Source organism: Allorhizocola rhizosphaerae (assembly GCF_003426775.1).
GTDB lineage: Bacteria > Actinomycetota > Actinomycetes > Mycobacteriales > Micromonosporaceae > Allorhizocola > Allorhizocola rhizosphaerae.
This window is the reverse complement of sequence record NZ_QJUG01000151.1, coordinates 1-21113: the sequence shown is the minus strand read 5'-3', so window position 1 is coordinate 21113 and position 21113 is coordinate 1. Positions and strand designations below refer to the sequence as shown.

At 67.6% G+C, this 21113-nt stretch carries 25 protein-coding genes and 1 pseudogene; 18 read left to right on the top strand and 8 right to left on the bottom strand.

Annotation, left to right across the window (positions count from 1 at the left end; genetic code table 11):
• Positions 1-244 (top strand): GNAT family N-acetyltransferase (locus DM816_RS27870; protein ID WP_162907910.1); only part of this gene is annotated, 244 nt, incomplete at its 5' end.
• On the opposite strand, the gene DM816_RS27865 is transcribed toward DM816_RS27870, so the two are convergent.
• Positions 217-792, bottom strand: coding sequence for a TetR/AcrR family transcriptional regulator (locus tag DM816_RS27865; protein WP_117213358.1), 576 nt, complete (start codon positions 790-792; stop codon positions 217-219). The two genes, DM816_RS27870 and DM816_RS27865, sit on opposite strands and share 28 nt — an antisense overlap.
• A 98-nt stretch (positions 793-890) precedes the next feature.
• On the opposite strand from DM816_RS27865, the gene DM816_RS27860 reads away from it, so the two are divergent.
• Both DM816_RS27860 and DM816_RS44705 read left to right on the top strand, forming a co-directional pair.
• A complete protein-coding gene (locus DM816_RS27860) occupies positions 891-2468 on the top strand; it encodes an MDR family MFS transporter (RefSeq protein WP_246002307.1) in 1578 nt (525 codons plus the stop codon).
• A gap of 19 nt (positions 2469-2487) precedes the next feature.
• A pseudogene (locus DM816_RS44705) lies at positions 2488-2736 on the top strand (P-loop nucleotide/nucleoside kinase family protein); the annotation flags it as partial.
• A 112-nt stretch (positions 2737-2848) separates the two neighbouring features.
• Here DM816_RS44705 and DM816_RS44700 read toward each other — a convergent pair.
• Complete coding sequence (locus tag DM816_RS44700) at positions 2849-2992, bottom strand: hypothetical protein (RefSeq protein ID WP_246002311.1); 144 nt, start codon at positions 2990-2992, stop codon at positions 2849-2851.
• A 147-nt stretch (positions 2993-3139) separates the two neighbouring features.
• Between DM816_RS44700 and DM816_RS27845 the strand changes: the two genes are divergently transcribed.
• From DM816_RS27845 to DM816_RS27825, 5 genes are all read left to right on the top strand, one after another.
• Positions 3140-4144 carry an SIS domain-containing protein gene (locus tag DM816_RS27845; protein ID WP_117213360.1) on the top strand — a complete coding sequence of 335 codons (1005 nt, stop codon included), beginning with the start codon at positions 3140-3142 and terminating at the stop codon, positions 4142-4144.
• A gap of 2 nt (positions 4145-4146) precedes the next feature.
• Positions 4147-5655 (top strand): sensor histidine kinase, encoded by a 1509-nt coding sequence (locus tag DM816_RS27840; RefSeq protein ID WP_117213359.1) that lies wholly within the window; start codon positions 4147-4149, stop codon positions 5653-5655.
• Positions 5656-5827: 172 nt separating this feature from the next.
• Entirely contained in the window at positions 5828-7486 is a 1659-nt protein-coding gene (locus tag DM816_RS27835; RefSeq protein ID WP_117213357.1) for a nitrite/sulfite reductase, read from the top strand.
• A gap of 141 nt (positions 7487-7627) precedes the next feature.
• A complete protein-coding gene (locus tag DM816_RS27830) occupies positions 7628-8329 on the top strand; it encodes a phosphoadenylyl-sulfate reductase (protein ID WP_117213356.1) in 702 nt (233 codons plus the stop codon).
• Between the two features lie 136 nt (positions 8330-8465).
• Positions 8466-9152, top strand: coding sequence for a sirohydrochlorin chelatase (locus tag DM816_RS27825; RefSeq protein ID WP_246002310.1), 687 nt, complete (start codon positions 8466-8468; stop codon positions 9150-9152).
• A 725-nt stretch (positions 9153-9877) separates the two neighbouring features.
• On the opposite strand, the gene DM816_RS27820 is transcribed toward DM816_RS27825, so the two are convergent.
• A complete protein-coding gene (locus DM816_RS27820) occupies positions 9878-10147 on the bottom strand; it encodes a WhiB family transcriptional regulator (protein WP_117213354.1) in 270 nt (89 codons plus the stop codon).
• Positions 10148-10522: 375 nt separating this feature from the next.
• Positions 10523-11443 carry a diacylglycerol/lipid kinase family protein gene (locus DM816_RS27815; RefSeq protein ID WP_117213353.1) on the bottom strand — a complete coding sequence of 307 codons (921 nt, stop codon included), beginning with the start codon at positions 11441-11443 and terminating at the stop codon, positions 10523-10525.
• A 24-nt stretch (positions 11444-11467) separates the two neighbouring features.
• Between DM816_RS27815 and DM816_RS27810 the strand changes: the two genes are divergently transcribed.
• Positions 11468-11818 (top strand): hypothetical protein, encoded by a 351-nt coding sequence (locus tag DM816_RS27810; protein ID WP_162907909.1) that lies wholly within the window; start codon positions 11468-11470, stop codon positions 11816-11818.
• Here the strand turns inward: DM816_RS27810 and DM816_RS27805 are convergent.
• Together DM816_RS27805 and sodN are read right to left on the bottom strand one after the other, a co-directional pair.
• The gene (locus DM816_RS27805) at positions 11811-12209 is read right to left on the bottom strand and encodes an ATP-binding protein (protein WP_117213351.1); all 399 of its coding nucleotides are present in this window, start codon (positions 12207-12209) and stop codon (positions 11811-11813) included. The two genes, DM816_RS27810 and DM816_RS27805, sit on opposite strands and share 8 nt — an antisense overlap.
• A gap of 202 nt (positions 12210-12411) precedes the next feature.
• Positions 12412-12807 (bottom strand): superoxide dismutase, Ni, encoded by a 396-nt coding sequence (gene sodN / locus DM816_RS27800; RefSeq protein ID WP_117213350.1) that lies wholly within the window; start codon positions 12805-12807, stop codon positions 12412-12414.
• On the opposite strand from sodN, the gene DM816_RS27795 reads away from it, so the two are divergent.
• Positions 12806-13159: a S24/S26 family peptidase gene (locus DM816_RS27795; RefSeq protein WP_117213349.1), complete on the top strand. Its 354-nt coding sequence runs from the start codon at positions 12806-12808 to the stop codon at positions 13157-13159. The genes sodN and DM816_RS27795 overlap by 2 nt on opposite strands.
• A 74-nt stretch (positions 13160-13233) precedes the next feature.
• Positions 13234-14382, top strand: coding sequence for an NAD(P)-dependent malic enzyme (locus DM816_RS27790; protein ID WP_117213348.1), 1149 nt, complete (start codon positions 13234-13236; stop codon positions 14380-14382).
• Here DM816_RS27790 and DM816_RS27785 read toward each other — a convergent pair.
• Positions 14379-14912, bottom strand: coding sequence for a TetR/AcrR family transcriptional regulator (locus DM816_RS27785; RefSeq protein WP_162907908.1), 534 nt, complete (start codon positions 14910-14912; stop codon positions 14379-14381). The two genes, DM816_RS27790 and DM816_RS27785, sit on opposite strands and share 4 nt — an antisense overlap.
• A gap of 41 nt (positions 14913-14953) precedes the next feature.
• Between DM816_RS27785 and DM816_RS27780 the strand changes: the two genes are divergently transcribed.
• Positions 14954-15847, top strand: coding sequence for an alpha/beta fold hydrolase (locus tag DM816_RS27780; protein ID WP_117213346.1), 894 nt, complete (start codon positions 14954-14956; stop codon positions 15845-15847).
• Positions 15848-16068: 221 nt separating this feature from the next.
• Here DM816_RS27780 and DM816_RS27775 read toward each other — a convergent pair whose 3' ends face one another.
• Entirely contained in the window at positions 16069-16602 is a 534-nt protein-coding gene (locus tag DM816_RS27775) for a diiron oxygenase (protein ID WP_246002305.1), read from the bottom strand.
• 3 nt (positions 16603-16605) lie between these two features.
• On the opposite strand from DM816_RS27775, the gene DM816_RS27770 reads away from it, so the two are divergent.
• The 6 genes from DM816_RS27770 to mptB all read left to right on the top strand — a co-directional run.
• The gene (locus tag DM816_RS27770; protein ID WP_246002303.1) at positions 16606-17007 is read left to right on the top strand and encodes a hypothetical protein; all 402 of its coding nucleotides are present in this window, start codon (positions 16606-16608) and stop codon (positions 17005-17007) included.
• Positions 16997-17215, top strand: coding sequence for a DUF4873 domain-containing protein (locus DM816_RS27765; RefSeq protein WP_117213344.1), 219 nt, complete (start codon positions 16997-16999; stop codon positions 17213-17215). Before DM816_RS27770 ends, DM816_RS27765 begins: the two co-directional genes overlap by 11 nt.
• Before the next feature lie 31 nt (positions 17216-17246).
• Positions 17247-18719: a flavin-containing monooxygenase gene (locus tag DM816_RS27760; protein ID WP_117213343.1), complete on the top strand. Its 1473-nt coding sequence runs from the start codon at positions 17247-17249 to the stop codon at positions 18717-18719.
• Positions 18709-19563 carry an SDR family oxidoreductase gene (locus DM816_RS27755; protein ID WP_117213342.1) on the top strand — a complete coding sequence of 285 codons (855 nt, stop codon included), beginning with the start codon at positions 18709-18711 and terminating at the stop codon, positions 19561-19563. Before DM816_RS27760 ends, DM816_RS27755 begins: the two co-directional genes overlap by 11 nt.
• Entirely contained in the window at positions 19553-20338 is a 786-nt protein-coding gene (locus DM816_RS27750) for an alpha/beta fold hydrolase (RefSeq protein ID WP_246002302.1), read from the top strand. Before DM816_RS27755 ends, DM816_RS27750 begins: the two co-directional genes overlap by 11 nt.
• A 187-nt stretch (positions 20339-20525) precedes the next feature.
• Positions 20526-21113, top strand: a 588-nt coding sequence (gene mptB, locus DM816_RS27745; RefSeq protein ID WP_170318879.1) for a polyprenol phosphomannose-dependent alpha 1,6 mannosyltransferase MptB, incomplete at its 3' end; no start/stop codon positions are given.

Genomic DNA, 21113 nt, shown 5'->3' with positions numbered 1-21113 from the left:
GCTCGCGGTCGCGCCGGAGGCGCAGCGGCGCGGGGCGGGCGAGGCCCTGGTGCGCGCGTGCCTGGCCCGGGCGCGCGAGCTGGGCTGCCGCGCGGTCGTCATCTGCGTGCGCGACTTCGCCAAGGACGCGCAGCGGCTCTACAAGCGGCTCGGCTTCACGCCCGACCCGTCGCGCGACTGGTCGCCCATGGACGGCGTGCTGTTGCTCGCCATGCGCTACGACTTGAGCCCCAGCAATTCATAGGCGGTGACCAGCGCGGCCTGGCGCCGCTCCTCCTCGCTGTAGTCGCCTTCGGGCAGCAGCATCCATGAGGCGTGCAGGCCGAAGATGGCCAGTCCGACGTGCATGCGCTCGACCGCGCCGGCGTCCTTGCCCGCGAGCACGTCGATCATCTGCTGCATGCTCTCGCGCCACTTGGCCGCGTTGGGCATGTTCTTCATGGACGGCTGGTTCTGCTGGATGAACTTCATGACCTTGAAGTGCTGGCTGACGCTCAGGTTTTCCATGTAGCGGTGGACGAACTCGCGCCGGAACTCGGGCGTCGGCTGCCGGCCCCGCGCCCAGTCGAGGAGGCTCTCCATGCGCCTGACGTGGTCGGCGGTGAGCGACTCGACGATCTCTTCCTTGCTCTTGAAGTGGTAGTAGAGCGCGGCCTTGGTGACACCGAGCCGTTCGGCGATCTCGCGCAGCGACGTCTTGTCGTAGCCCTGCTCGGTGAATAGCTCCAGCGCCACGGCCTGGATGCGGCCACGGGTGTCCTCGCGCGGCAGCGCCGTTGTGGCCTGCGTCATGGTCGCGTCTCCTCAGTTTTACTTGACGGCCGGTTAGTGAGCAGCTTACCGTACGGCTAGTAAGTAAGCCAGCCGGTCCTGCCCAGGGGAGCCTACCGATGACCGCTATCGCCGAGCCCGAGATCCAACCCGAGGTGCGACGCAACAACATCCACGTCGTGCTGGCCGGCCTGATGCTCGCGATGATGCTCGCGATGCTGGACAACATGATCGTGGGCACGGCCATGCCCAAGATCGTGGGCGAGCTCGGTGGCCTGTCGAAGCTGTCGTGGGTCGTGACCGCCTACGTGCTGGGCACGACGGTGTCCACGCCCATCTGGGGCAAGCTCGGCGACCTTTACGGGCGCAAGCGGGTGTTCCTCAGCTCGATCGTCCTGTTTATCATCGGCTCGATGCTGTCCGGAGCGGCCGGAGAGTTCGCGTGGCTCAACGACCAGGTCTCGCCCATGACCCAACTGATCTTCTTCCGCGCCTTCCAGGGACTGGGCGCGGGCGGCCTGATGGTCGGGGCGTTCGCCCTGATCGGTGATCTGGTCCCGCCGCGTGAGCGCGGCAAGTACCAAGGATTGATGGGCGGCATCATGGCGCTGGCGATGATCGCCGGTCCGCTGGTCGGCGGGCTCATCACCGACCACGCGTCGTGGCGCTGGATCTTCTACATGAACATCCCGCTCGGTGCGGCCGGTCTGTTCATCCTCATGGTGTTCCTGCACCTGCCGCACCGGCGCACCGAGCACAGAATCGACTGGGTCGGCGCGGGCCTGCTCGGCGTGGGCATCACGGCGGTCGTGCTCATCACGACCTGGGCAGGCAAGGACCACGCGTGGACGAGCACCCCGATCATCGGCCTCGGCGTGCTGGCCGTCGTCTCGCTCGCGGCGTTCGTGTTCGTGCAGCGGCGCGTGCCCGAGCCGATCCTGCCGCTGCGCCTGTTCAAGGACAAGAACTTCGCGATCGTCAGCGCGATCGGCTTCCTGCTCGGCTTCAGCCTGTTCGGGGCGGTCTCGTTCCTCCCGCTGTACATGCAGACCGTGCAGGGCGCGTCCGCCACCAACAGCGGGCTGTTGCTGCTGCCCATGATGCTGGGCGTGATGACCACGTCCATGGTGATCGGGCGGACCATCACCAAGACCGGGCGCTACCGCGCCTTCCCGATCGTCGGCGGTGTCGTGATGATCGTGGCCATGCTGCTGCTCACGCGGCTGGGCGTGGACACGAGCAAGACCGAGTCCACGATCTACATGGTGGTGCTGGGCCTCGGCATGGGGTTCCTGATGCAGACCACGCTGTTGATCTCGCAAAACAGCGTCGAGCTCAAGGATCTGGGCGTGGCCAGCTCGACGGCGACGTTCGCCCGGTCCATCGGCGGCTCGTTCGGTGTGGCGCTGTTCGGCGCGGTGTTCACCGATCGCATGCGGGAAGACATCACCGCGAACGTCGGGCCGCAGGCCGCGGCGATGGTCGACCAGGCGGGCGGCAACTTCCAGCCCGGCCAGCTCGAAACCCTTGCCCCGCAGGTGAAAGCCGGCCTCCTGCACGCAATCGCCTACGGCATGTCGGGCCTGTTCTGGTGGGCACTCGGATTCGCGGTCCTGGTGCCGGTACTGGCCTGGTTTATCAAGGAGGTACCCCTCCGTAGCGGAGCGGACCAGGCCACGCCCGCTCCGGTCGAATAAGGCCACGCTCCACGTGGGCATGAAACGTGCGGTCGTCCTGGTGTCGGGCGCTCCCGGATCCGGCAAAACCACGCTCGCCCGGCCCTTGGCAGCCATACTCGGCTACGCCCTACTGTCCAAAGACGACATCAAGGAAGCGTTGCACGACGCACTCCCCGGCCCGGTAGGCGACCCGGCCTGGTCGCGCAGTCTCGGCGCGGCGTCCATGGAACTGTTGTGGGCGTTGGCACAACACTGCCCGCAGGTGGTGCTGGAGGCTCCCTTCCGGCCGCGCGGCCAGCACGAGAGGCGGCGCCTGCCGGGGCATCGGCCCCGTCATCGCCGTGGACACCACCCAGCCCGTCGACATCCCGGCCCTGGCCGCACGGGTTCAGGCCCGGCTATTGCGCCCAGAAGGCCTGTAGGCGCGCGAGAGCGTCCTCTTTGGACATCCGCGCGACCTCGTCCTCCGGCACACCCGCCCGGTTGATCAGCAAGTGCACGAGGTCGGCCGGCAGCGCGCCGACCGGCACCTCCGATTCCACGCGTCATCGGGGACGGCACCCCGGGACAGGTTTTGTGGAGCGCATGTGACGTGGGACGGGTGCGCGGTAGTGCGCGAAAGGTTGCTTGATGACGGAGTTTCGTGCAAGACTGCGCACGTGACGGACACGAATGAGCGTGGCGCCGGGATGGCGGCCGACATCGCCGAGCAGCCCGAGGTGTATGCGAGGCTGCTGGAGCCGGCCCGCTTGGACACGATCGCGCAGGTCGCGCAAGTGATCGCCGAGCGGGCGCCGCAGCATGTGGTGTTCACGGCCCGCGGCACGTCCGATCACGCCGCGCTTTACGGGACCTATCTGGCGGAGATTCGGCTCGGGCTGGCGGCCGGACTCGCGTCGCCGAGCGCGATGACGCTGTACAAGGCGCGGCCCGATCTGTCGCACGCGCTGGTGGTCGGCGTCTCGCAGAGCGGTGGCTCGCCCGACCTGACGGAGGTGCTGAAGGTCGCGCGCGAGTCGGGCGCGCTCACGCTCGCGGTCACCAACAATCCCGACTCGACGCTCGCCCGCACGGCCGAGCTGTCGATCGATGTCGCGGCCGGGCACGAACGTGCCGTCGCGGCCACCAAGACATACACGGCCGAGCTGCTCGCGCTCCTGCTGCTGGTCGAAAGCATCCGCGGCAGCCTGCAGGAGGAGCGCAAGGCCCTGGACGAACTGCCCGCGCTGGCCGCCAAGGCGCTGGAGGGCAACGGCGCCGGTCGGCTCGCGGGCCGGTACCGCTTCGCCGCGCGCATGGTCACGACCGGCCGCGGTTACGCCTACCCGTCTGCGCGCGAGGCGGCGCTCAAGCTCATGGAGACCAGCTATCTGCCTGCGCTCGCCTTCTCGGGTGCCGACCTGCTGCACGGCCCGCTGGCGATGACCCAGCCCGACGTGCCGGTGCTCGCGATCGTCGGGGACGGGCCCGGGGGCCGGTCCATGCGCGAGGTCCTGTCCAGGTTGCGCGAGCAGCGCGCCGATGTCGTGGTCGTCGGGCCGGCGGGGGACCTCCCGGTGCCCGCAGTCGACGAGCGGCTGGCGCCGCTGCTGGAGATTCTCCCGCTGCAACAAATGGCACTGGCCCTGGCTCTGGCTCGCGGTGAAGATCCGGACGCTCCCCGCGGCCTGAAGAAGGTCACTGCCACAATGTGAAGGTGGTTAAACCGTCCACTCTGCGGGAGTTAGTCGAGGAACACACCGGACTAGGTCCGGCAGATATCGATCACCTACAACGTCTCGCCGGTGATTGGCAGCTCATCTCGGATCTGTCGTTCGCCGACCTGCTGCTGTGGGTGCCCGCGGAAAACGGCGCTTATGTGTGCGTTGCGCAGGTGCGGCCGACCACCGCGCCAACGGCCTACCAGGACGACCAGGTGGGCAAGATTGCCGGCGGGGCAGAGGTGGCCCACCTGGAGGTGGCGCGCACCCAGGGGCGGATCTGGCGGGAGGGAGATCCCGTCTGGTACGGAGACACCCCCGCAAGGCACGAGGCGGTCCCGGTGCGCCGGCGCGGCCCGGACGGTGAGGCGGGCGATGTGATCGCGGTCGTGGGCCGCGACACCAACCTGTCCACGGCGCGCACTCCAAGCCAGCTTGAGCTGAACTATCTCACCACGGCGGATGATCTGGCCCAAATGATCGCGGATGGCACGTTCCCGCCGCCGCGGGTGGACGGCGAGACGACCTCCGCGCCGCGGGTCGGGGACGGGCTGGTCCGCCTGGACGCGACGGGCAAGGTCACCTATGCCTCACCAAACGCACAGTCAGCCATCCGGCGGCTCGGGTTCTCCGCCTCGCTCGTCGGCGAGGATCTGGCCGCACTGTTCAATCGGCTCTCCGACGATCCCTTGGAGGGGTCCGAGGTGGCGGCCCGCATTCTGGCCGCGCTACGCGGAGACGCCCCGCCTCGCAAGGAGGTCGAGGCCCGCACGGCGACCGTCCTCACCCGGGCCCTGCCTCTGATGCCCGCCGGTGTCCCGATTGGAGCGCTGGTGCTGGCTCGCGACATCACCGAGGTCAAGCGGCGCGACCGCGCGCTGATCACCAAGGACGCGACCATCCGCGAGATCCACCATCGGGTGAAGAACAACCTGCAGACCGTGGCGGCGCTGCTGCGGTTGCAGGCTCGGCGGGTGACCGTGCCGGAGGCCCGCGCCGCGCTCGAAGAGTCCGTGCGCAGGGTGGCCTCGATCGCGCTCGTGCACGAGACCCTGTCGATGTCGGCCGACGAGGTGGTCGAGTTCGACGGCATCGTCGACCGCGTCGCGCAGGCGGCGGCCGAGGTCGCGGCGTCGCACGTGCGGACCAGGCGGGAGGGCAGCTTCGGCATCCTGCCAGCTGAGATTGCCACCCCGCTGGTGATGGTGCTCAACGAACTCCTGCTCAACGCGGTTGAGCACGGGTTCGACCCGGGCGACGGCGACACCGAGGGCGAGGTCGTCGTGCGCGTCGAGCGGGACAAAAAGGACCTCCGCGTCGTGGTCGCCGACAATGGGCGGGGCCTGCCCGAGGGGTTCAACCCGATGTCGTCCAAACGCCTTGGGCTGCAAATCATTCGCACGCTGACGACCGGCGAGCTACGGGGAACCATCGAGCTTCGTGATCGCGAGGGCGGGGGGGCCGAAGCTGTGCTCTTCGTCCCACTTGCTAAGAGGGAGCGTTGAGCTCATGCGGCTCATGTGACAGAGTGTTCACATGACTGCGGCTAACCACCTCGTGACGCTGACGATGCGTCGCCACGTGGATTACGGCCGCGTGCGCAGCGCAATCTGTCGTGCTGCCTGATTCTCCCCTCGCACAAGTCTTCTTCTGATACACCTTTCGGAAGGCGTTGCCATGGTTGCACGTCGTCGTGGGGAAGGGCAGTGGGCGCTCGGTCACCGGGAGCCGCTCAACCCCAACGAGCGCACCAAGAAGGACGATAACGGGCTCAACGTCAGAGCCCGGATCGAAAACATCTACGCTCATCGCGGGTTCGCCTCGATCGACCCGGCCGACCTGCGCGGCCGCTTCCGCTGGTGGGGGCTTTACACGCAGCGCAAGCCCGGCATCGAGGGCGGTCGCACGGCGGTGCTCGAGCCGCACGAGCTCGACGACGAATACTTCATGCTGCGCGTGCGCATCGACGGCGGTCAGCTCGATCTGGCGCAGCTGCGCACGGTCGGCTCGCTGTCGACCAGGTTCGCGCGCGACACGGCCGACCTGACCGACCGGCAAAACGTGCAATATCACTGGATCCGCATCGAGGACGTGCCGCAGATCTGGCGTGAGCTGGAGGCCGTCGGGCTCTCGACCACCGAGGCCTGCGGCGACACGCCACGCGTCATCCTGGGCTCGCCCGTCGCCGGCATCAGCAAGGACGAGGTGATCGATCCGACGCCTGCGATCCGCCGGATCGTGGAGACCTACATCGGCGACCCGTCGCTGTCCAACCTGCCGCGCAAGTTCAAGTCGGTGGTGTCCTGGCTGCCCGACGTGCCGTATGAGGCAAACGACATCTCGTTCCTGGGGGTTGAGCACCCCACGCTGGGTCCCGGGTTCGATCTCTGGGTCGGCGGCGGGCTCTCCACCAATCCCATGCTCGCCAAGCGTTTGGGCGTTTTCATAACCTTGGATGAGGTACCAGACGTTTGGGCGGCCGTCGTCCGCGTGTTCAGGGATTATGGCTACCGGCGGCTCCGCTCACGGGCGAGGCTGAAGTTCCTCGTGGCCGACTGGGGCGTGGAAAAGTTCCGTCAGGTGCTGCAGGACGAATACCTCGGGCGGGAGTTGCCCGACGGCCCGGCGCCCGAACTGCCGCGGCACCCGATCGACCACATCGGGGTGCACAAGCAGCGCGACGGGCTTAACTACGTGGGCGTGGCGGCCGTCGCGGGCAGGGTTTCCGGCACGATGCTGTCCCAGGTGGCCGACATCGCCGAGGCACACGGATCGGATCGTGTGCGCCTCACGCCGTACCAGAAACTATTGGTTTTGGATGTCGCCGACGACGAGGTGGACTCTCTGATCGCTGAGCTGGAGCGGATAGGGCTTCAGGCGCGGCCGTCGGGCTGGCGCCGGGACACCATGGCGTGCACCGGAATCGAGTTCTGCAAGCTCGCGATCGTCGAGACCAAGGCGACCGCGGCCGAGACCGTGGCGCATCTGGAGCGCACCTTCGGCCAGATCGACGGATCGGTGTCCATCAACGTCAACGGGTGCCCGAACGCTTGCGCCCGCACGCAGGTCGCCGACATCGGACTCAAGGGGCAGCTCGTGCCGGGGCCGGACGGCACGATGGTCGAGGGCTTCCAGGTGCACCTGGGTGGCGGGCTGTCGATGGCACAGGGCGTCAACCCCAACTTCGGCCGCAAGCTGCGCGGGCTGAAGACCACGGCCGACGAGCTGCCGCAATACGCCTCGCGATTGGTGTCGCGCTATCTGGCCGGCCGCAAGGACGCCGAGGAGCCGTTCGCGGAGTGGGTTTTGCGCGTCGACGAGGAGGAGCTGCGATGAGCGGCAATCCTCCGTTCTACTGCCCGTTCTGTGGGGACGAAAACCTGTTCCCGCACGGGGAAAAGCACGGTCAATGGGAGTGCCGGGCATGTCGTCGGGTCTTCGAAGTGAGGTTCATCGGGCTACTCGGGAGTGGTGAACATGTTGGTGGCAACTGACGAACTGGTGGAGATCGCGGATCGGGCGGGCCGGGAGCTTGAGGGCGCACCGGCCGAAAAGATCATTGAGTGGGCCGTTTCGCAGTTCGGCGAGCGCTTCTGTGTCACCAGTTCGTTCGCCGACGCGGTGCTGGTGCACCTGGCGGCGCGGGTGGCCCCGGGCATTGAAGTCATCTTCCTCGACACGGGGCTGCACTTCGACGAGACGCTTCGCGTCCGCGACCAGGTGCGCAAGACCATCCCGGTGCGGGTGCGCTCGGTCGCGCCGCCGCTCACGGTCGGGCAGCAGGACGGCGAATATGGTCCCCGCCTGTTCAACAAGGACCCCGACTCGTGCTGCGACCTGCGCAAGGTGCAGCCGCTGCAGCGGGCGATGGAAAACTACGACGCCTGGGCGGCCGGGCTGCGCCGCGACGAGTCGCCGACGCGGGCGCGCACGCCGGTCGTGCACTACGAGTTCGCGCGCGGCAAGGTGAAGGTCAACCCGATCGCGACGTGGACACAGTCCGATGTGGACGCTTACATCGCGCGACATGACGTGCCGGTGAACCAGTTGCTGCGGCAGGGATATGGCTCGGTGGGCTGCTGGCCCTGCACGCGGCGCACGCAGCCGGGAGAGGACGCGCGCGCGGGCCGCTGGGCCATGTTCGACAAGACAGAGTGCGGTCTGCATGCCGCCGCCTAGCGGATCGCCGGCGGCGCCCGGACTGAGCGATCTTGGGGGCGGCCAAGGGCTGGGGCCCCAAGATCGTGAGGGAAGGCGGCGCCTTCCTGGCGAACCGCCCGCGCGTTGCTTTGCACGCGCAACGAATTACAGCGTCCTGCTGGTCGCCCATGGCTCGCGGGATCCGCGTGCCGCCGCCACCACCCGTGCCCTGGCGCGGACGGTGGCGGCGGTGCGGCCGGGACTCGATGTGCGGGTGGCCTTCCTGGAGCTTTCGACACCCTCGCCGCGGGAAGCGCTGTGCGTGATGCCGCGGGAAACCGTTGTGGTGCCGGTACTTTTGACGCACGCATACCACGGCGGCGTCGATTTGCCGGCCCAGGTGGACGGGTTCGACTGCACGATCACGTCCACTTTGGGCGCTGTCTCGGAGCCTCTGCTGGAGGCGTTGTCGCGCCGCTTGCCGGGTTCTGACTACGATGCGCTGGTTTTGGCGGCGGCGGGGACACGAGTGGTGTCGGCGCGGGCACGGGTCGAGGAGGTCGCGGCCGCACTCGGGGCACGGCTGGGCGTGCCGTGCCGGGTGGCATACGCGGCAGGCGCGACGCCCAGTGGGGCTGAGGCGGTCGCTGCGCTGCGAGACGAGGGGCACGCGAGGGTTGGGGTGGCTTCGTACTTCCTCGCGCCTGGGCGGCTCTACGACTTGGTGACGGGGTCGGCGCTTGCGGCGGGGGCGGTGTGGGCGGCACCGCCGTTGGGCGCCTCTTGGCAACTGGCGCGACTCATCTTGGAGCGGGTGGACCGTTCGGTGGGACTGGAGCTCGACCACGCCTTCGCCGCGTAAGCCTGGCGGGCAACAGCCACACACACCCGGCCGACTTCAAGTCGCGTAAGCCTGACTGGGTTCGAATCGTGTAGGTCTGGCTGGGCTTCGAGTCACGTAGGTCTGGCTGGGCTTCGAGTCAGGTAGGTCTGGCTGGGCTTCGAGTCAGGTAGGTCTGGCTGGGCTTCGAGTCACGTAAGCCCGGCTGGCTTCGAGCGGCGCCAGACCGGCCGGCTTCCAGCCGCGCACGTCCGGCGACTCAAGCCGCGCAAGCCCGGCTGGGTTCGAATCGCGCAAGCCGGCTGGGCTTCGAGTCGCATAAGCCCGGTTGGCGACGGCCGCGCAAGCCTGGCCGTCACGGTTGCGTAAGCCCGCCGCGAGAGCGGAATAAGTCTCGCTCCGGGATCACCTGATCCGTCCAAGCATGCTTTTCCGCGCTACAGCTCTGCTCCGAGTTGCCGGAGCAGAGCTGTAGCGCAGCGGCGAGTGTGCCTTCCGGGGCGGCCGCCCAGTGATGTGGTGTCACATCACATTTGGACAGTTCGATTTCGCTTAAAGCTGAATGCTGTTCCGGCTGGCGTTGATCATGAAGTGGTGCCGTGAGACGCCGTCGAACATGGACTTAAGTTCATGATCGACGCCACGAACAACAAAGGGGGTCAGCGAAACGGCGATCGCCCCGGGCCTTCGTGGCCGTGGGGCGATCGCCGTCGAAATCCAGTTGTGTTTATGCGGTGTAGTGGGGCTCAGAGGCTGTAGTTTCCCACAGACTGCGCGCGGACCCGGAGGCCGCCGCGGCGCTTCAGGGCGCGCCGCTCCTCTTCGCTCATCCCACCCCAGACGCCGGCGTCCTGGCCAGACTCGAGCGCCCACTTGAGGCACTCGTCAGTGACCGAACAGCGCCGGCACACCGCTTTAGCCTGCTCGACCTGATGCAGCGCGGGGCCAGACGTCCCGATCGGGAAGAACAGCTCCGGGTCTTCATCACGGCAGACAGCACGGTGACGCCAGTCCATGGCGGCAACACTCCTCTTAGCAGTAGCTTCGCGGCAAAGAAATTTTCTAGCGGTGGTCTGTAGTACTCGGCTTCCCTCTATTGCGGAACGCGCGGGACGCGATTTGGATGCGATCGAATAATTACGGACCGCTACCGAACGCTGGCACGTCTACGGGCAACTAAGTTCTGCGCTCTGTACGCTTGTGAATGCTTTCACGAACTCGCACGATGTCAAGGGGGATGCCGGAAAAAGGGACGGACGGGTGAGGAAGCTCACCGCCGTTTTGTCCGGATCACCGGGCGTTATCCTGATCTTGACTTGGTGACAGCTCGTAATCAATGTAAAGCTTCAAGTAGTGAAACTGACGTATTTCCTGCTCGTGTCATTGATTTACTAGCAGATTACTCTTATCGCCGCAGGCACAGAGGCGAATTTCACTTTTTCGCGCTCGCCCAGATAATCGCCGTCGAGTTGGAATGCCTGCGGTGTGGCGCAGCTGACCGTGAACTCGTCGAGGTCGTGTCGCAGCATCACCCGCTTGCCGTAGTGGTCTCGCTGGAGGGACAGCATCCGGCCCACCGTTTGGAGGGTGCTTGGAGGCCTGAGTACCCGCAACGCCAACACATCTAAACCGGAATCGAATGACGCTTCCGGACTGGCGTGCACAGGGCGGTCGCCGAGGTATGTCCACGGGGCCGTGTTCTGCACGATGACGTTGGCGACCGGAATCTCCTCGGGCTCGTCCGGAAGCGAAAGCGTGATTCCCGGGTCGTGCCGGATCGCATCGAAGAAATACTCGCCCAGTGCGGATCGCAGATACAGGATCGGGGTCGAGCGCCGACCCCTGCGGCGCGCCCGCTCGACCCGGCGCACCACTGCGGCATCGATGCCCATGCCCGCGCAGAACGTGAAATAGCGCTCGTCGGCCCGACCGAGCCCGATCATCCGGCTGCTGCCCGACCTCAGCGCGGCCAGAATCACCCCCGCCGCCTCGACCGGCTGCCGGGGCAGCCCGAGCGCCCGGACGAAGACGTTGGTCGATCCACCGGGAACGACGGCCAGGGCCGGGCGCTTCTCATCGGTACCCGCCATGAGCCCATTGACCACCTCGTTGACGGTGCCGTCACCACCCAGGGCGACCACCACGTCGATGCTGTCGCTCGCGGCATCCTTGGCGAGGTCATAACCGTGGCCCCGGCGGCGGGTGTAGCCGACGGTCAGCTCCATCTCATTGCGCAGCGCGCTGGTCAGCACATCACGCGTGCGCGCCGAAGTGGTGGTGGCCTTCGGGTTGACCACGAGCAAGCCTCGCATGCCCCGCAATCTATCGTGGTCGGCATGCCGGCCACCTTGCGCGTCGCCCTCGGGCTGCTCTGGGCACAGTTTGCCGCCCTGACCCTCGTGCTGCTGCTGTTCGCCTACCGAGTGGCCGGCGCGCCGACCCCGCTGGGGTTCTACGTGACCGCGTTCGGGCTGGCGCTTGTCATCTCGCTCTATGTGGCGGCCCGGCTGCTGCAGCGCAGGCGGATGAGCGGGCGCGCCGCGGCCACGGCATTGCAGCTGCTGTTCCTGGCACCCGTCTACTACATGATCACGAGTGGGTTTTGGGTCGGCTGGCTGCTCGCCGCCTGGATCGTTGCGGTGACGGCGTTTTTGTTTGCTCCTGGTACCGGGCGTGCTCTCAGCTAGGCCGGTTGATAATCAAGCGGATGGTGGCGTGATTGTCCTCGCACACCGTGCCCACGTGAGAGGTCAGTCCGGATAGGACGCGCCAAGCGAACGACGACGGGTCGGGCAGCTTGGCCCGCGGGCGCAGCCGGGCCGAGATGGCGACGGTGAGCTCGGTCGAGCCGATCTCGAACCGGCAGCGCAGGTCGCCCTCGGGTGGGGTGAGCACGAGCAGCATGGCGCACGCCTCGTCCACGGCGATGCGGAGATCTTCAATCTTTTCGCCGGAGAAGCCGAGCCGGGCCGCGAGGCCGGCCGTCGCCGTGCGCAGGATGCCGAGCCAGCCCCCGTCGGCGGGCACGGTCACGGCCACGACATCGTCGAGGAGCGATGTCGGCTCCCTGGAAATCATCTGCTGGCTCACTAACCCCGAGAGTAAACCAAAGCTGCCTGCGAACATCGCCCGCAGGCAGCTTGATGCAGCCTTGTTACGACACCTGCTCCCCACCCAGGCACGTCGCCGGCTGCGGGAACTCCCGGAAAACTCCGTTCAGGCGAAGCCGCGGGTGGCCGGCCAACCGCCGAGCGGTCCGGGGCCACCCACTGCCTGAAAATTACGCTTGCTTGGTCTCCCAGAAGATCTTGGCGATCTCGTCGATCTTGACTAGCAGCTCCTCGGCCTTGGCTGGGTCCGCGCTGCCCTTGGCGCCCGACGCCCCGGCCAGCTTGGTTGCGTCGTTGAACAGCTGGTGCAGCTGCGAGTACTTCTCAAAGTGTGGCGCCTTGAAGTAGTCGGTCCAAAGCACCCATAGGTGGTGCTTGACGAGCTCGGCCCGCTGCTCCTTGATGATCAGGGCGCGCGTGCGGAACTCGGGGTCGGTGTTGGCTTGGTACTTCTCGCAGATGGCCTTGATCGACTCCGCCTCGATGCGCGCCTGCGCTGGGTCGTAAACGCCACAGGGCAGGTCGCAGTGTGCGCTGACGACGGTTGTCGGCCGGAACAGGCTCATGAGGATCCTCCAAAGGTTTCAACGGCACAATGATCCCGTGCCGACACTACTCCCGCTGTTTGCCGCGCTGGTACAAGGCCCGTCCATGGCGCCGACCCTCAAGCACGGAGACGCGGTGCTCGTGCGCAAGGGCGGCCGTCCTATTAGGCCCGGCGATGTGGTCGTCGCGCGATTTTTGGCACGCCCCGATCTGTTGGTGGTCAAGCGCGCCGTACGTCCGGCCGCGGGCGGGTGGTGGTTGATCGGCGACAACGAACTTGTTACCGACGACTCGCGCGTCTATGGCCCCGCCCAGATTGTGGGACGCGTGGTCTGCCGATACTGGCCGCGTCCGCGTTTGCTGGCCCAGTGAATTTGCTCGCCCGTTGATTGCGCACCGATCGACGGCGCGTAAGGTTGGGGACCTGACTTCAAAGGGAGCCTGCAGTGGACCATCCCGCTTTCGCCCGGCACGTTGGCGGCAAAGTCGCCGTCACCAGCACGGTTCCGCTTGCCAGCCGCGAGGATCTCTCGCTTGCCTACACCCCTGGGGTAGCCCTGGTGTGTGAGGCGATCGCGGCGCAGCCCGAGCTCGTGCATGAATACACCTGGGTGGGGCACACGGTCGCGGTGGTCACCGATGGGTCGGCCGTGCTGGGCCTGGGCAACATCGGGCCCAAGGCCGCACTGCCCGTGATGGAGGGCAAAGCCATCCTGTTCAAGGGATTCGGTGGGGTGGACGCCGTCCCGATCTGTCTCGACACGCAGGATACCGAGGAGATAATCCGCATCGTCAAGGCGCTCGCGCCCGGCTTCGGCGGCATCAACCTGGAGGATATCTCCGCGCCGCGATGCTTTGAGATCGAGCAGCGCTTAATTGAAGAGCTTGACATTCCGGTGTTTCATGATGATCAGCATGGGACGGCTGTCGTCACCCTGGCCGCGTTGAAGAATGCCTGCCTGGTGCTGGAGCGCAAGCTCAACGATCTGCGCGTGGTGGTCTCGGGGGCGGGTGCGGCCGGCGTCGCGGTGACGAAGATTCTGCTCGCGGCCGGCGTGGGCGACGTGACCGTGGTCGACTCGCGCGGCATTGTCGAGAGTGGACGGTCGGATCTGACGCCGGTCAAGGCGGCGCTCGCCGAGATGACCAACCGGGCAGGCCTGCGCGGCGGCATCGCCGATGCGCTGGCCGGGGCCGACGTGCTGGTGGGCGTGTCCGGTGGGCAGATCGCCGAGGAGGCCGTGGCCCGCATGGCGCCCGGCGGCATGATCTTCGCGCTGGCCAACCCGACGCCCGAGGTCCACCCCGAGGTCGCGGCGCGCTACGCGTCCATTGTGGCCACCGGGCGCAGCGACTATCCAAATCAGATAAACAACGTGCTCGCGTTCCCGGGCATCTTCCGTGGCGCGCTCGACGCGGGCGCCAAGCGCATCACCGAGGATATGAAGCTCGCGGCCGCCACGGCGATCGCCGAAATCGTCGCCGGTGACCTGCGTCCCGATGCGATCGTGCCCAGTCCGCTCGACCCACGCGTGGCTCCGGCCGTGGCGGCGGCGGTCGCCGACACGGCGCGGCGCGAGGGGGTCTGCCGCTAGGGCAGGCGATCCTCCACAATGGACCATGCCTGCTCGGCGGTGATGGCCCCGACCAGCAACGGTCCCTGTAGCCCGCTGATGAGCGCATAGAGCGACACCGCGCCGGCCTTGCCCAGCCTGGTGGCGAAGAAGGCGTGGGCGCCCGCGTAGGCCGACCGCATGATCTCGCCGCATGCCGGGTCGATCGCGCTGTGGGCCAGCAGCGCGAGGGTGGTCGCCGACTCCAGGCGGCGTTCGGCGTCGAGTGGGAGCATCTCGTCGATGACGATGCGCAGGCCCGCGTCGGTGTCGGCCGGATCGGTCACGCGGGCAAGCACCCGCGCCTTGAACCTCTCATTCACGTGCCGCAGCACGAACCGCAGCAGGTCGTCTTTTGTCGCGAAACAGCGCTGCACGGCGCCCGCGGACACGCCCGCTTCGGTCGCGACATTGCGCACCGACGCGGCCTCAAGCCCGCGCGTGCCGATGATGCGCACCACCGTGTCGGCGATGAGCCGGCGCCGGGCTTCCTGGTCGACGAGCTTGGGCACTCGCATATGATACAGTCGTATCGGAAAAACGGAGGTGTGGCATGCCGGTGAAAATGGCCCGCAACGGCGACGTGGAGCTGGCTTATGAGACGTTCGGCGCGCCGGGCGGTCAGCCGCTGCTGCTCATCATGGGTCTGGGCCATCAGATGCTGTGGTGGCCAGACGGTTTCTGCGAGCACCTCGTGCGGGCCGGATTCTTCGTGGCACGCTTCGACAATCGCGACTCGGGCCTGTCCACCCACTTCGACCACACGGCGACGGACGACAAATGGTGGAAGAGTCTGCTCGGCCGCGGTGCACCGCCACCCTATGGTGGGGACGATTTCGTGCGCGATGCGCTTGCCGTGATGGATGCACTCGGCTGGGTGTCGGCACACATCGCGGGCGGGTCGATGGGTGGAGGCATCTGCCAGGCGCTGGCCGCCGACCACCCCTCGCGCGTGCGGAGCATGACCACACTGGTGTGCATGCCCGCCTCGACGAGCCTCGGCGGGCTGCGGCACCTGCGGTTCGGTCCGATCCTGGCGATGGCGCGCAAGCGCTACGCCGCCGACGCCGAGTCGCAGCAGCAACGCCTGGTCGACCTCTTCAGGGCGCTGGCTTCTCCCGGACGCCCGTTCGACGAACGGTGGGCGCGCGATGTGGCGCGGCGCAGCCATGCCCGGCGGCCGTTCGACCCACGAGCCGAGCGGCGCCAGCTCGCGGCGGGCCGGCGCCGGGGCCGGAGCGTCGATTTCGGGCGGATCACCGCGCCGGCACTCGTCGTGTATGGCGAGGACGACCCTCTGGTCAGGCCCAGCGGCTCCAAGGCGCTGGCCCGCAAAATCAAGGGCGCCAAACTCATCGGCTATCCCGGCATGGGCCACGAACTCCCCGCACACGTCTGGGCCGACCTCGCCGGCGAGATGGCCCGGCTCGCCACGATCAGGTCTTGACTCGCGGACCTGGCAGGGAAGGGGCCGCTGTGGTTCCTTGCTCCTGCTAAAGCAAGTCGCCGGCGGATCGTCCCGGAAGGCGACGTCATCCATGCCCGATCTTGACCACTTCGTGGATCGGAGATCGTCAGGACAACGCCGCCGGCGATCCGCCGGCCCGACCGGTTCTCCGCGGGAGCACCGGCGGGTGAGTTCCGCGGCGCGGGGTAAATGAAAGGCCTTCAAAGAAGCCCGGACCTTGTCCACAGTAGACGGCCAGGGCCGCCGATCAGGCCGAGTTCGTGAAGCGTGGCAACGATTTTGGCGGCGGACCAGCGCAGAGTCGACTGGAAGTGGGGGTTGGCGCGGGCGGTGGCGCGGCCGAGCTTGGGCGGGATGCCGACGGCCGCGTAGACGTGCGGGTGCACGAGCCGGTTGACGATCGAGCGTGCGGCCCGCGCGATGACCAGGCGCGAGTAGGCGAGCTCTATCCGTCCACTGGACGATACCTGGCGCGCGAGCTCGTCCCGGGCAAACCTGATGTGCCGCGACTCCTCGATGACGTGCACGCGCGAAACCATGCGGATCAACGGTTGCAGTGTCTCGTCGCCCATGATTTCGCGCTGGAACGCGTCGAGGATCTCCTCGGCGAGCAGGATCGAAGCGTACATGTGTGCGCCGGTGGCGGTCGTCTTCAGGAACCGGCCCAGCGCATGGTCGAACGCGCTCGGCGGATAGACGGGGCATCCGGCCGCGATGATCAGTCGGCCGAACATGAGGTGGCCCACGTCCGGGAGGAGCGGGAGCTGATCGCCGCGACCATCGATGCCTATCTCGGGGCGATCGAGGCGCAGGCGGAGCTCTACACGTTCCTGATGCGGGCCGACATCGCTGGCGTGCATCACCTCATCAACGGCGCCATGCAGACCGTCTCAAGCGGACTGTCGCGGGTGATCGGTGACCGGCTGCGCGCGCTGGGCCTGGACGCCGGGCCGGCCGAGCCGTGGGCGGTCGGCATCGTCGGTCTGGTGCAGGCGACCGGTGACTGGTGGATGCGCCATCAACGCCCGATGAGCCGCGAGGCGCTGACCGGCTATCTGACCACGTTGCTGTGGCAGGGGATCGAAGGAGTGAAGCGCAGCGCGGACCTGCCGCCGTTGGGGGTGCTGCATGATGCTTGAGACGGTCGAGGGAAGCTTCACGGTCGAGGTGAAGGCGAGTGCGTGCGTCGAGCCGATCGACGGGCGGTTGCACATCACGGGCCGGATCGCGCCGCACGCCGACGTTGCTGCTCTGGTCAGGAAGGGCGTGCGTGAGGCGCGCCTCGAAGGGGTGTCCGTGCGGCTGATGGAGATCGATCCATGGGGCGGGGTGCTGATCCGTTATTGACCAGAATTCTAATAAGTGTTACCACTGAGTAATGGACGACATCGACATCGCCGTCATCGGGTCCGGATTCAGCGGGCTCGGGGCCGGGATTCGGTTGCTCCAGAAGGGTTTCACCGACTTCCTGATCTTCGAGCGGGCGGATGACATCGGCGGTACCTGGCGCGACAACAGCTACCCCGGCTGCGCCTGCGATGTGCCGTCCCACCTGTACTCGTTTTCGTTCGCGCTCAACCCTGGATGGACCGACACGTTCTCCGGCCAACGAGAGATTTGGCGGTACCTTCAAGAATGTGTGGAAAAATTCGGGCTGCGGCGGCATTTGCGGCTCGGGCACGCTGTCGAGGAGGCGGCCTGGGATGAGGCCGCCCGGCGCTGGGTGCTGACCACGTCGCGGGGCATGTGGCGGGCGCGGGTGCTGATCAGCGCGGCCGGACCGCTGTCCGAACCGTCCATTCCCGACGTTCGCGGGCTGGAATCCTTTGCGGGCGAGGTGTTCCACTCGGCGCGCTGGCGGCACGATCTGGACCTGACCGGACGCGAGGTGGCGGTGATCGGCACTGGCGCGTCGGCGGTGCAGTTCGTGCCGGAGATCCAGCCCATCGTGCGCAGGCTGACGCTGTTTCAGCGCACCCCGGCGTGGATCATGCCGCGGTTCACCCGCCGGATCGGCCGGCTCGAACGGGCGATCTACCGGAATGTGCCTGGCGCGCAATGGCTTGTGCGGGCCGGCAGCTACTGGGTGCGGGAGTCGATGGGCATCGGCTTCATGCACCCCGCCGTGAACCGCTTCGGCCAGCGGATCGCCGAACGCAACCTGCGTCGCCAGGTCTGCGACCCGGTGCTGCGCGAGAAACTGCGCCCAAAGTATGTGATGGGCTGCAAACGTGTGCTCATCTCCAACGACTTCTGGCCGGCTGTCAGCCGGGCCAATGTAGATGTGGTGACGAGCGCCATCACCGCGGTCCGTCCAAACGGGATTGCCACCGGCGATGGGGCATTCTACAAAGCGGAAGCCATTATTTTCGGTACCGGGTTCCGCGTCACCGACACGCCGATCAAAGACCATGTCCGGGGTCGTGACGGGCGCACGCTCGCCCAGGCCTGGGATCCGACGATGCGCGCCTATCTGGGCACCACCGTCGCGGGATTTCCCAACCTGTTCCTGCTGCTCGGCCCGAACACCGGGCTCGGCCACACCTCGGTCGTGCTGATGCTGGAAAGCCAGCTCAAGCAGGTGCTCAAGGCGCTGGAACACATGCGCCGCAACGGCATCGAGGCGATCGAGCCGCGCGTGGAGGCACAGCGGCGCGACAGCGCACGGGTCGACCGCAAGATGTCCGGCACGGTGTGGGCCACCGGCGGCTGTAGGAGTTGGTATCTCGACTCGACCGGGCGCAACTCGACCCTGTGGCCCGGCTTCGCCACGACCTTCCGGCTCAGGCTGTCGCGCTTCCGGCCGGACGACTACCTTCTCGTTGAAGTGGGAGCAAGCCGTGCAGGGTAAGACGATCCTCATCACCGGCGCGGCCCGTGGCATCGGCGCCGAGCTGGCGCGGCTGGCGCATGCCAAGGGCGCCAACGTGTCACTGGTCGGGCTCGAACCGGATCTGCTCAAGGAGCTCGCGGCGCGACTGGACGCGCACTGGGTCGAGTGCGACGTGACCGATCAGGCCGCGCTGGACGCGGCAGCGGCGTCCACTGTGGAGCGGTTCGGCGGCATCGACGTGGTCGTGGCGAACGCGGGCATAGCCAACATCGGCACGGTCAACACCGGCCCGGTCGACGCGCTCATCCGGACCGTCGACGTGAATCTGAGCGGCGTCATCCGTACCATGTCTGCGACGCTGCCTTTTCTCAGGGAGAGCAAGGGCTACGCGCTGCTGGTGTCGAGCGCGGCCGCCTTCGCCGCGATGCCCGGCATGGCCGCCTATTGCGCCGCCAAGGCGGGTGTGGAGCAGTTCGGCAATGTGATGCGGCTGGAGGTCGCGCATCATGGGGTGGGCGTGGGGACAGCGCATCCAATTTGGATCGACACGGACCTGGTGCGCGGGTTCAAGGCCGATCTGCCGAGCTATCGCGAGGCGCGCAAGAAGCTGCCCTGGCCCATGTCCGTCGAGCTGACCGTCGCGCAGTGCGCTTTGTCCCTCATGAAGGGGATCGAGAAGCGCAAGCGCAAGGTGTATGTGCCACGCTCCATCGGCCTGGCGCAGGCCGCGCGCTCCATCGTCCTATCTGGACTTGGGGACTTTGTCGTCAAACGCGTAATGAAGAACGGTGCGCTCGTCGAGCGGATGGAGGCCGATGTCCGAGCGGTCGGCCGATCCTTTGGGAGGCACAGTGTTGGTTAACTCGGAGCGGCGCGGCAGCGGGTCGCCGCTCGTGCTCATCCACGGCATCGGGCACCGCTGGCAGGCCTGGGAACCGGTGCTCGACCGGCTGGCCGAGCACCACCGCGTGATCGCCATCGACCTGCCGGGCTTCGGTGGCTCGCCGGTCCCGGATGGCGGCATGCCGGCGAGCATGCCCGCGGTCGTCGGCCTGATGGAGAAGTTCTTCCGCGCGGAGGGGCTCGACCGGCCGCACGTGGCGGGCAACAGCCTGGGCGGGGCGATCGCGCTGGAGCTTGCCGCGGCCGATCTCGTGTCGTCGGCGACCGCGCTGTCGCCGGGCGGCTTCTTCACCGACGCCGAGCGCAGGCGCGCGCTGGGCATCCTGAGCGCGCTGCGGTTCAACTCGTTCCTGCCGGGCCCGGTGATGAAGGCCGGGCTGCGGCTGGGCGCGGTCAAGTCGCTGTGCTACGTGCCGCTGCTGGCGCAGCCGCGCAACCTCAGCGCGCAGCGCGCCTATGAAGACGCGCTGGCGCTGCGAAAGGGCAAGGGCTTCCGCCCGGTGGTCAAGGCGGCTCGGGCATATGCCTTCGCAGGCGCCCCGACCGTGCCGGTCTGCGTGGGTTGGGGGGAGCGGGACCGCATCTTCCGGCCGCATCAGCTGGAGCGGGCGCGGGAGCGGCTGCCGGGCGCGACCCACGAGCTGCTGCCCGCGTGCGGGCACGTGCCCATGAGCGACGCGCCGGACCTCGTGGCCGGTCTCATCCTGCGCACGACCGGCGCACTGTCCACATGACACGCTCCGGCTGCGGCCGGAACAGGTCGAGCTCCGGTCGCGGCGGCCAGCCGTTCCAGCTGGTCGACCGGAGCAGGGAGCCGCGGGTGTTCACCATGACGGTGCCGTGCGCGCCGAGGATGATGCCGGCGGCCATGGGAAACCTTCCATACACCTGGCGGACATCGGCGGCTGGCAGCGTGCGGGCGTGATCGGATCGCGGTTGCTGGGGCTGGCCGGCTCGGTCGCCATCGCGGTGGGCGGCTTCGCGGCGGGCGCGCTGCCCATGGCGGCGGTCACCGACCGCTGGCGGGAGTACGCGGGACCGGGCCTGCTGCTTACCTACATGGGCTTGGTGCTGCTGTGCGCTGCCTGGTGGTGGCTGGCCCGTGAAATTCCGGTGGCGAGCGGGCGGGAGCTTCTGGTTACCTGTGCGCTGTGGGCAGGCCCACTCGTGGTGTGCCCCCCGCTGTTCAGCCGTGATGTTTACAGTTATGTCGCGCAGGGAAGCATGGTGCTCACCGATATCGATGTGTACCAGTACGGTGTGTCGCGTTTGGGGGGTCAACTTGCCGCGGAGGTGCCCGAGGTCTGGCAGCACACGCCGGCGCCCTATGGGCCGGCGTTTCTTGGCGTCGCCGCCGTCGTGGTGAGCGCCGCCGGGAGCGACCTGGTCACGGGCCTGATCGGCATGCGCTTGGCGGCGCTGGCCGGGCTTGCCGCCCTGCTGGCGTGCCTGCCCGCGCTCGCGCGGCGGTGCGGCGCCGACCCGGCCGAGGCGCTGTGGCTGGGCGCG

What these genes read in the sequence shown, in the direction of transcription:
- DM816_RS27865 (WP_117213358.1), bottom strand. Translation starts at nt 792, where the DNA reads ATGACGCAGGCCACAACGGCGCTGCCGCGCGAGGACACCCGTGGCCGC.
- DM816_RS27860 (WP_246002307.1), top strand. Translation starts at nt 891, where the DNA reads ATGACCGCTATCGCCGAGCCCGAGATCCAACCCGAGGTGCGACGCAAC.
- DM816_RS27845 (WP_117213360.1), top strand. Translation starts at nt 3,140, where the DNA reads ATGGCGGCCGACATCGCCGAGCAGCCCGAGGTGTATGCGAGGCTGCTG.
- DM816_RS27835 (WP_117213357.1), top strand. Translation starts at nt 5,828, where the DNA reads ATGGTTGCACGTCGTCGTGGGGAAGGGCAGTGGGCGCTCGGTCACCGG.
- DM816_RS27830 (WP_117213356.1), top strand. Translation starts at nt 7,628, where the DNA reads ATGTTGGTGGCAACTGACGAACTGGTGGAGATCGCGGATCGGGCGGGC.
- DM816_RS27820 (WP_117213354.1), bottom strand. Translation starts at nt 10,147, where the DNA reads ATGGACTGGCGTCACCGTGCTGTCTGCCGTGATGAAGACCCGGAGCTG.
- DM816_RS27815 (WP_117213353.1), bottom strand. Translation starts at nt 11,443, where the DNA reads ATGCGAGGCTTGCTCGTGGTCAACCCGAAGGCCACCACCACTTCGGCG.
- DM816_RS27810 (WP_162907909.1), top strand. Translation starts at nt 11,468, where the DNA reads ATGCCGGCCACCTTGCGCGTCGCCCTCGGGCTGCTCTGGGCACAGTTT.
- DM816_RS27805 (WP_117213351.1), bottom strand. Translation starts at nt 12,209, where the DNA reads ATGATTTCCAGGGAGCCGACATCGCTCCTCGACGATGTCGTGGCCGTG.
- DM816_RS27795 (WP_117213349.1), top strand. Translation starts at nt 12,806, where the DNA reads ATGAGGATCCTCCAAAGGTTTCAACGGCACAATGATCCCGTGCCGACA.
- sodN (WP_117213350.1), bottom strand. Translation starts at nt 12,807, where the DNA reads ATGAGCCTGTTCCGGCCGACAACCGTCGTCAGCGCACACTGCGACCTG.
- DM816_RS27780 (WP_117213346.1), top strand. Translation starts at nt 14,954, where the DNA reads ATGCCGGTGAAAATGGCCCGCAACGGCGACGTGGAGCTGGCTTATGAG.
- DM816_RS27775 (WP_246002305.1), bottom strand. Translation starts at nt 16,602, where the DNA reads ATGTTCGGCCGACTGATCATCGCGGCCGGATGCCCCGTCTATCCGCCG.
- DM816_RS27765 (WP_117213344.1), top strand. Translation starts at nt 16,997, where the DNA reads ATGATGCTTGAGACGGTCGAGGGAAGCTTCACGGTCGAGGTGAAGGCG.
- DM816_RS27760 (WP_117213343.1), top strand. Translation starts at nt 17,247, where the DNA reads ATGGACGACATCGACATCGCCGTCATCGGGTCCGGATTCAGCGGGCTC.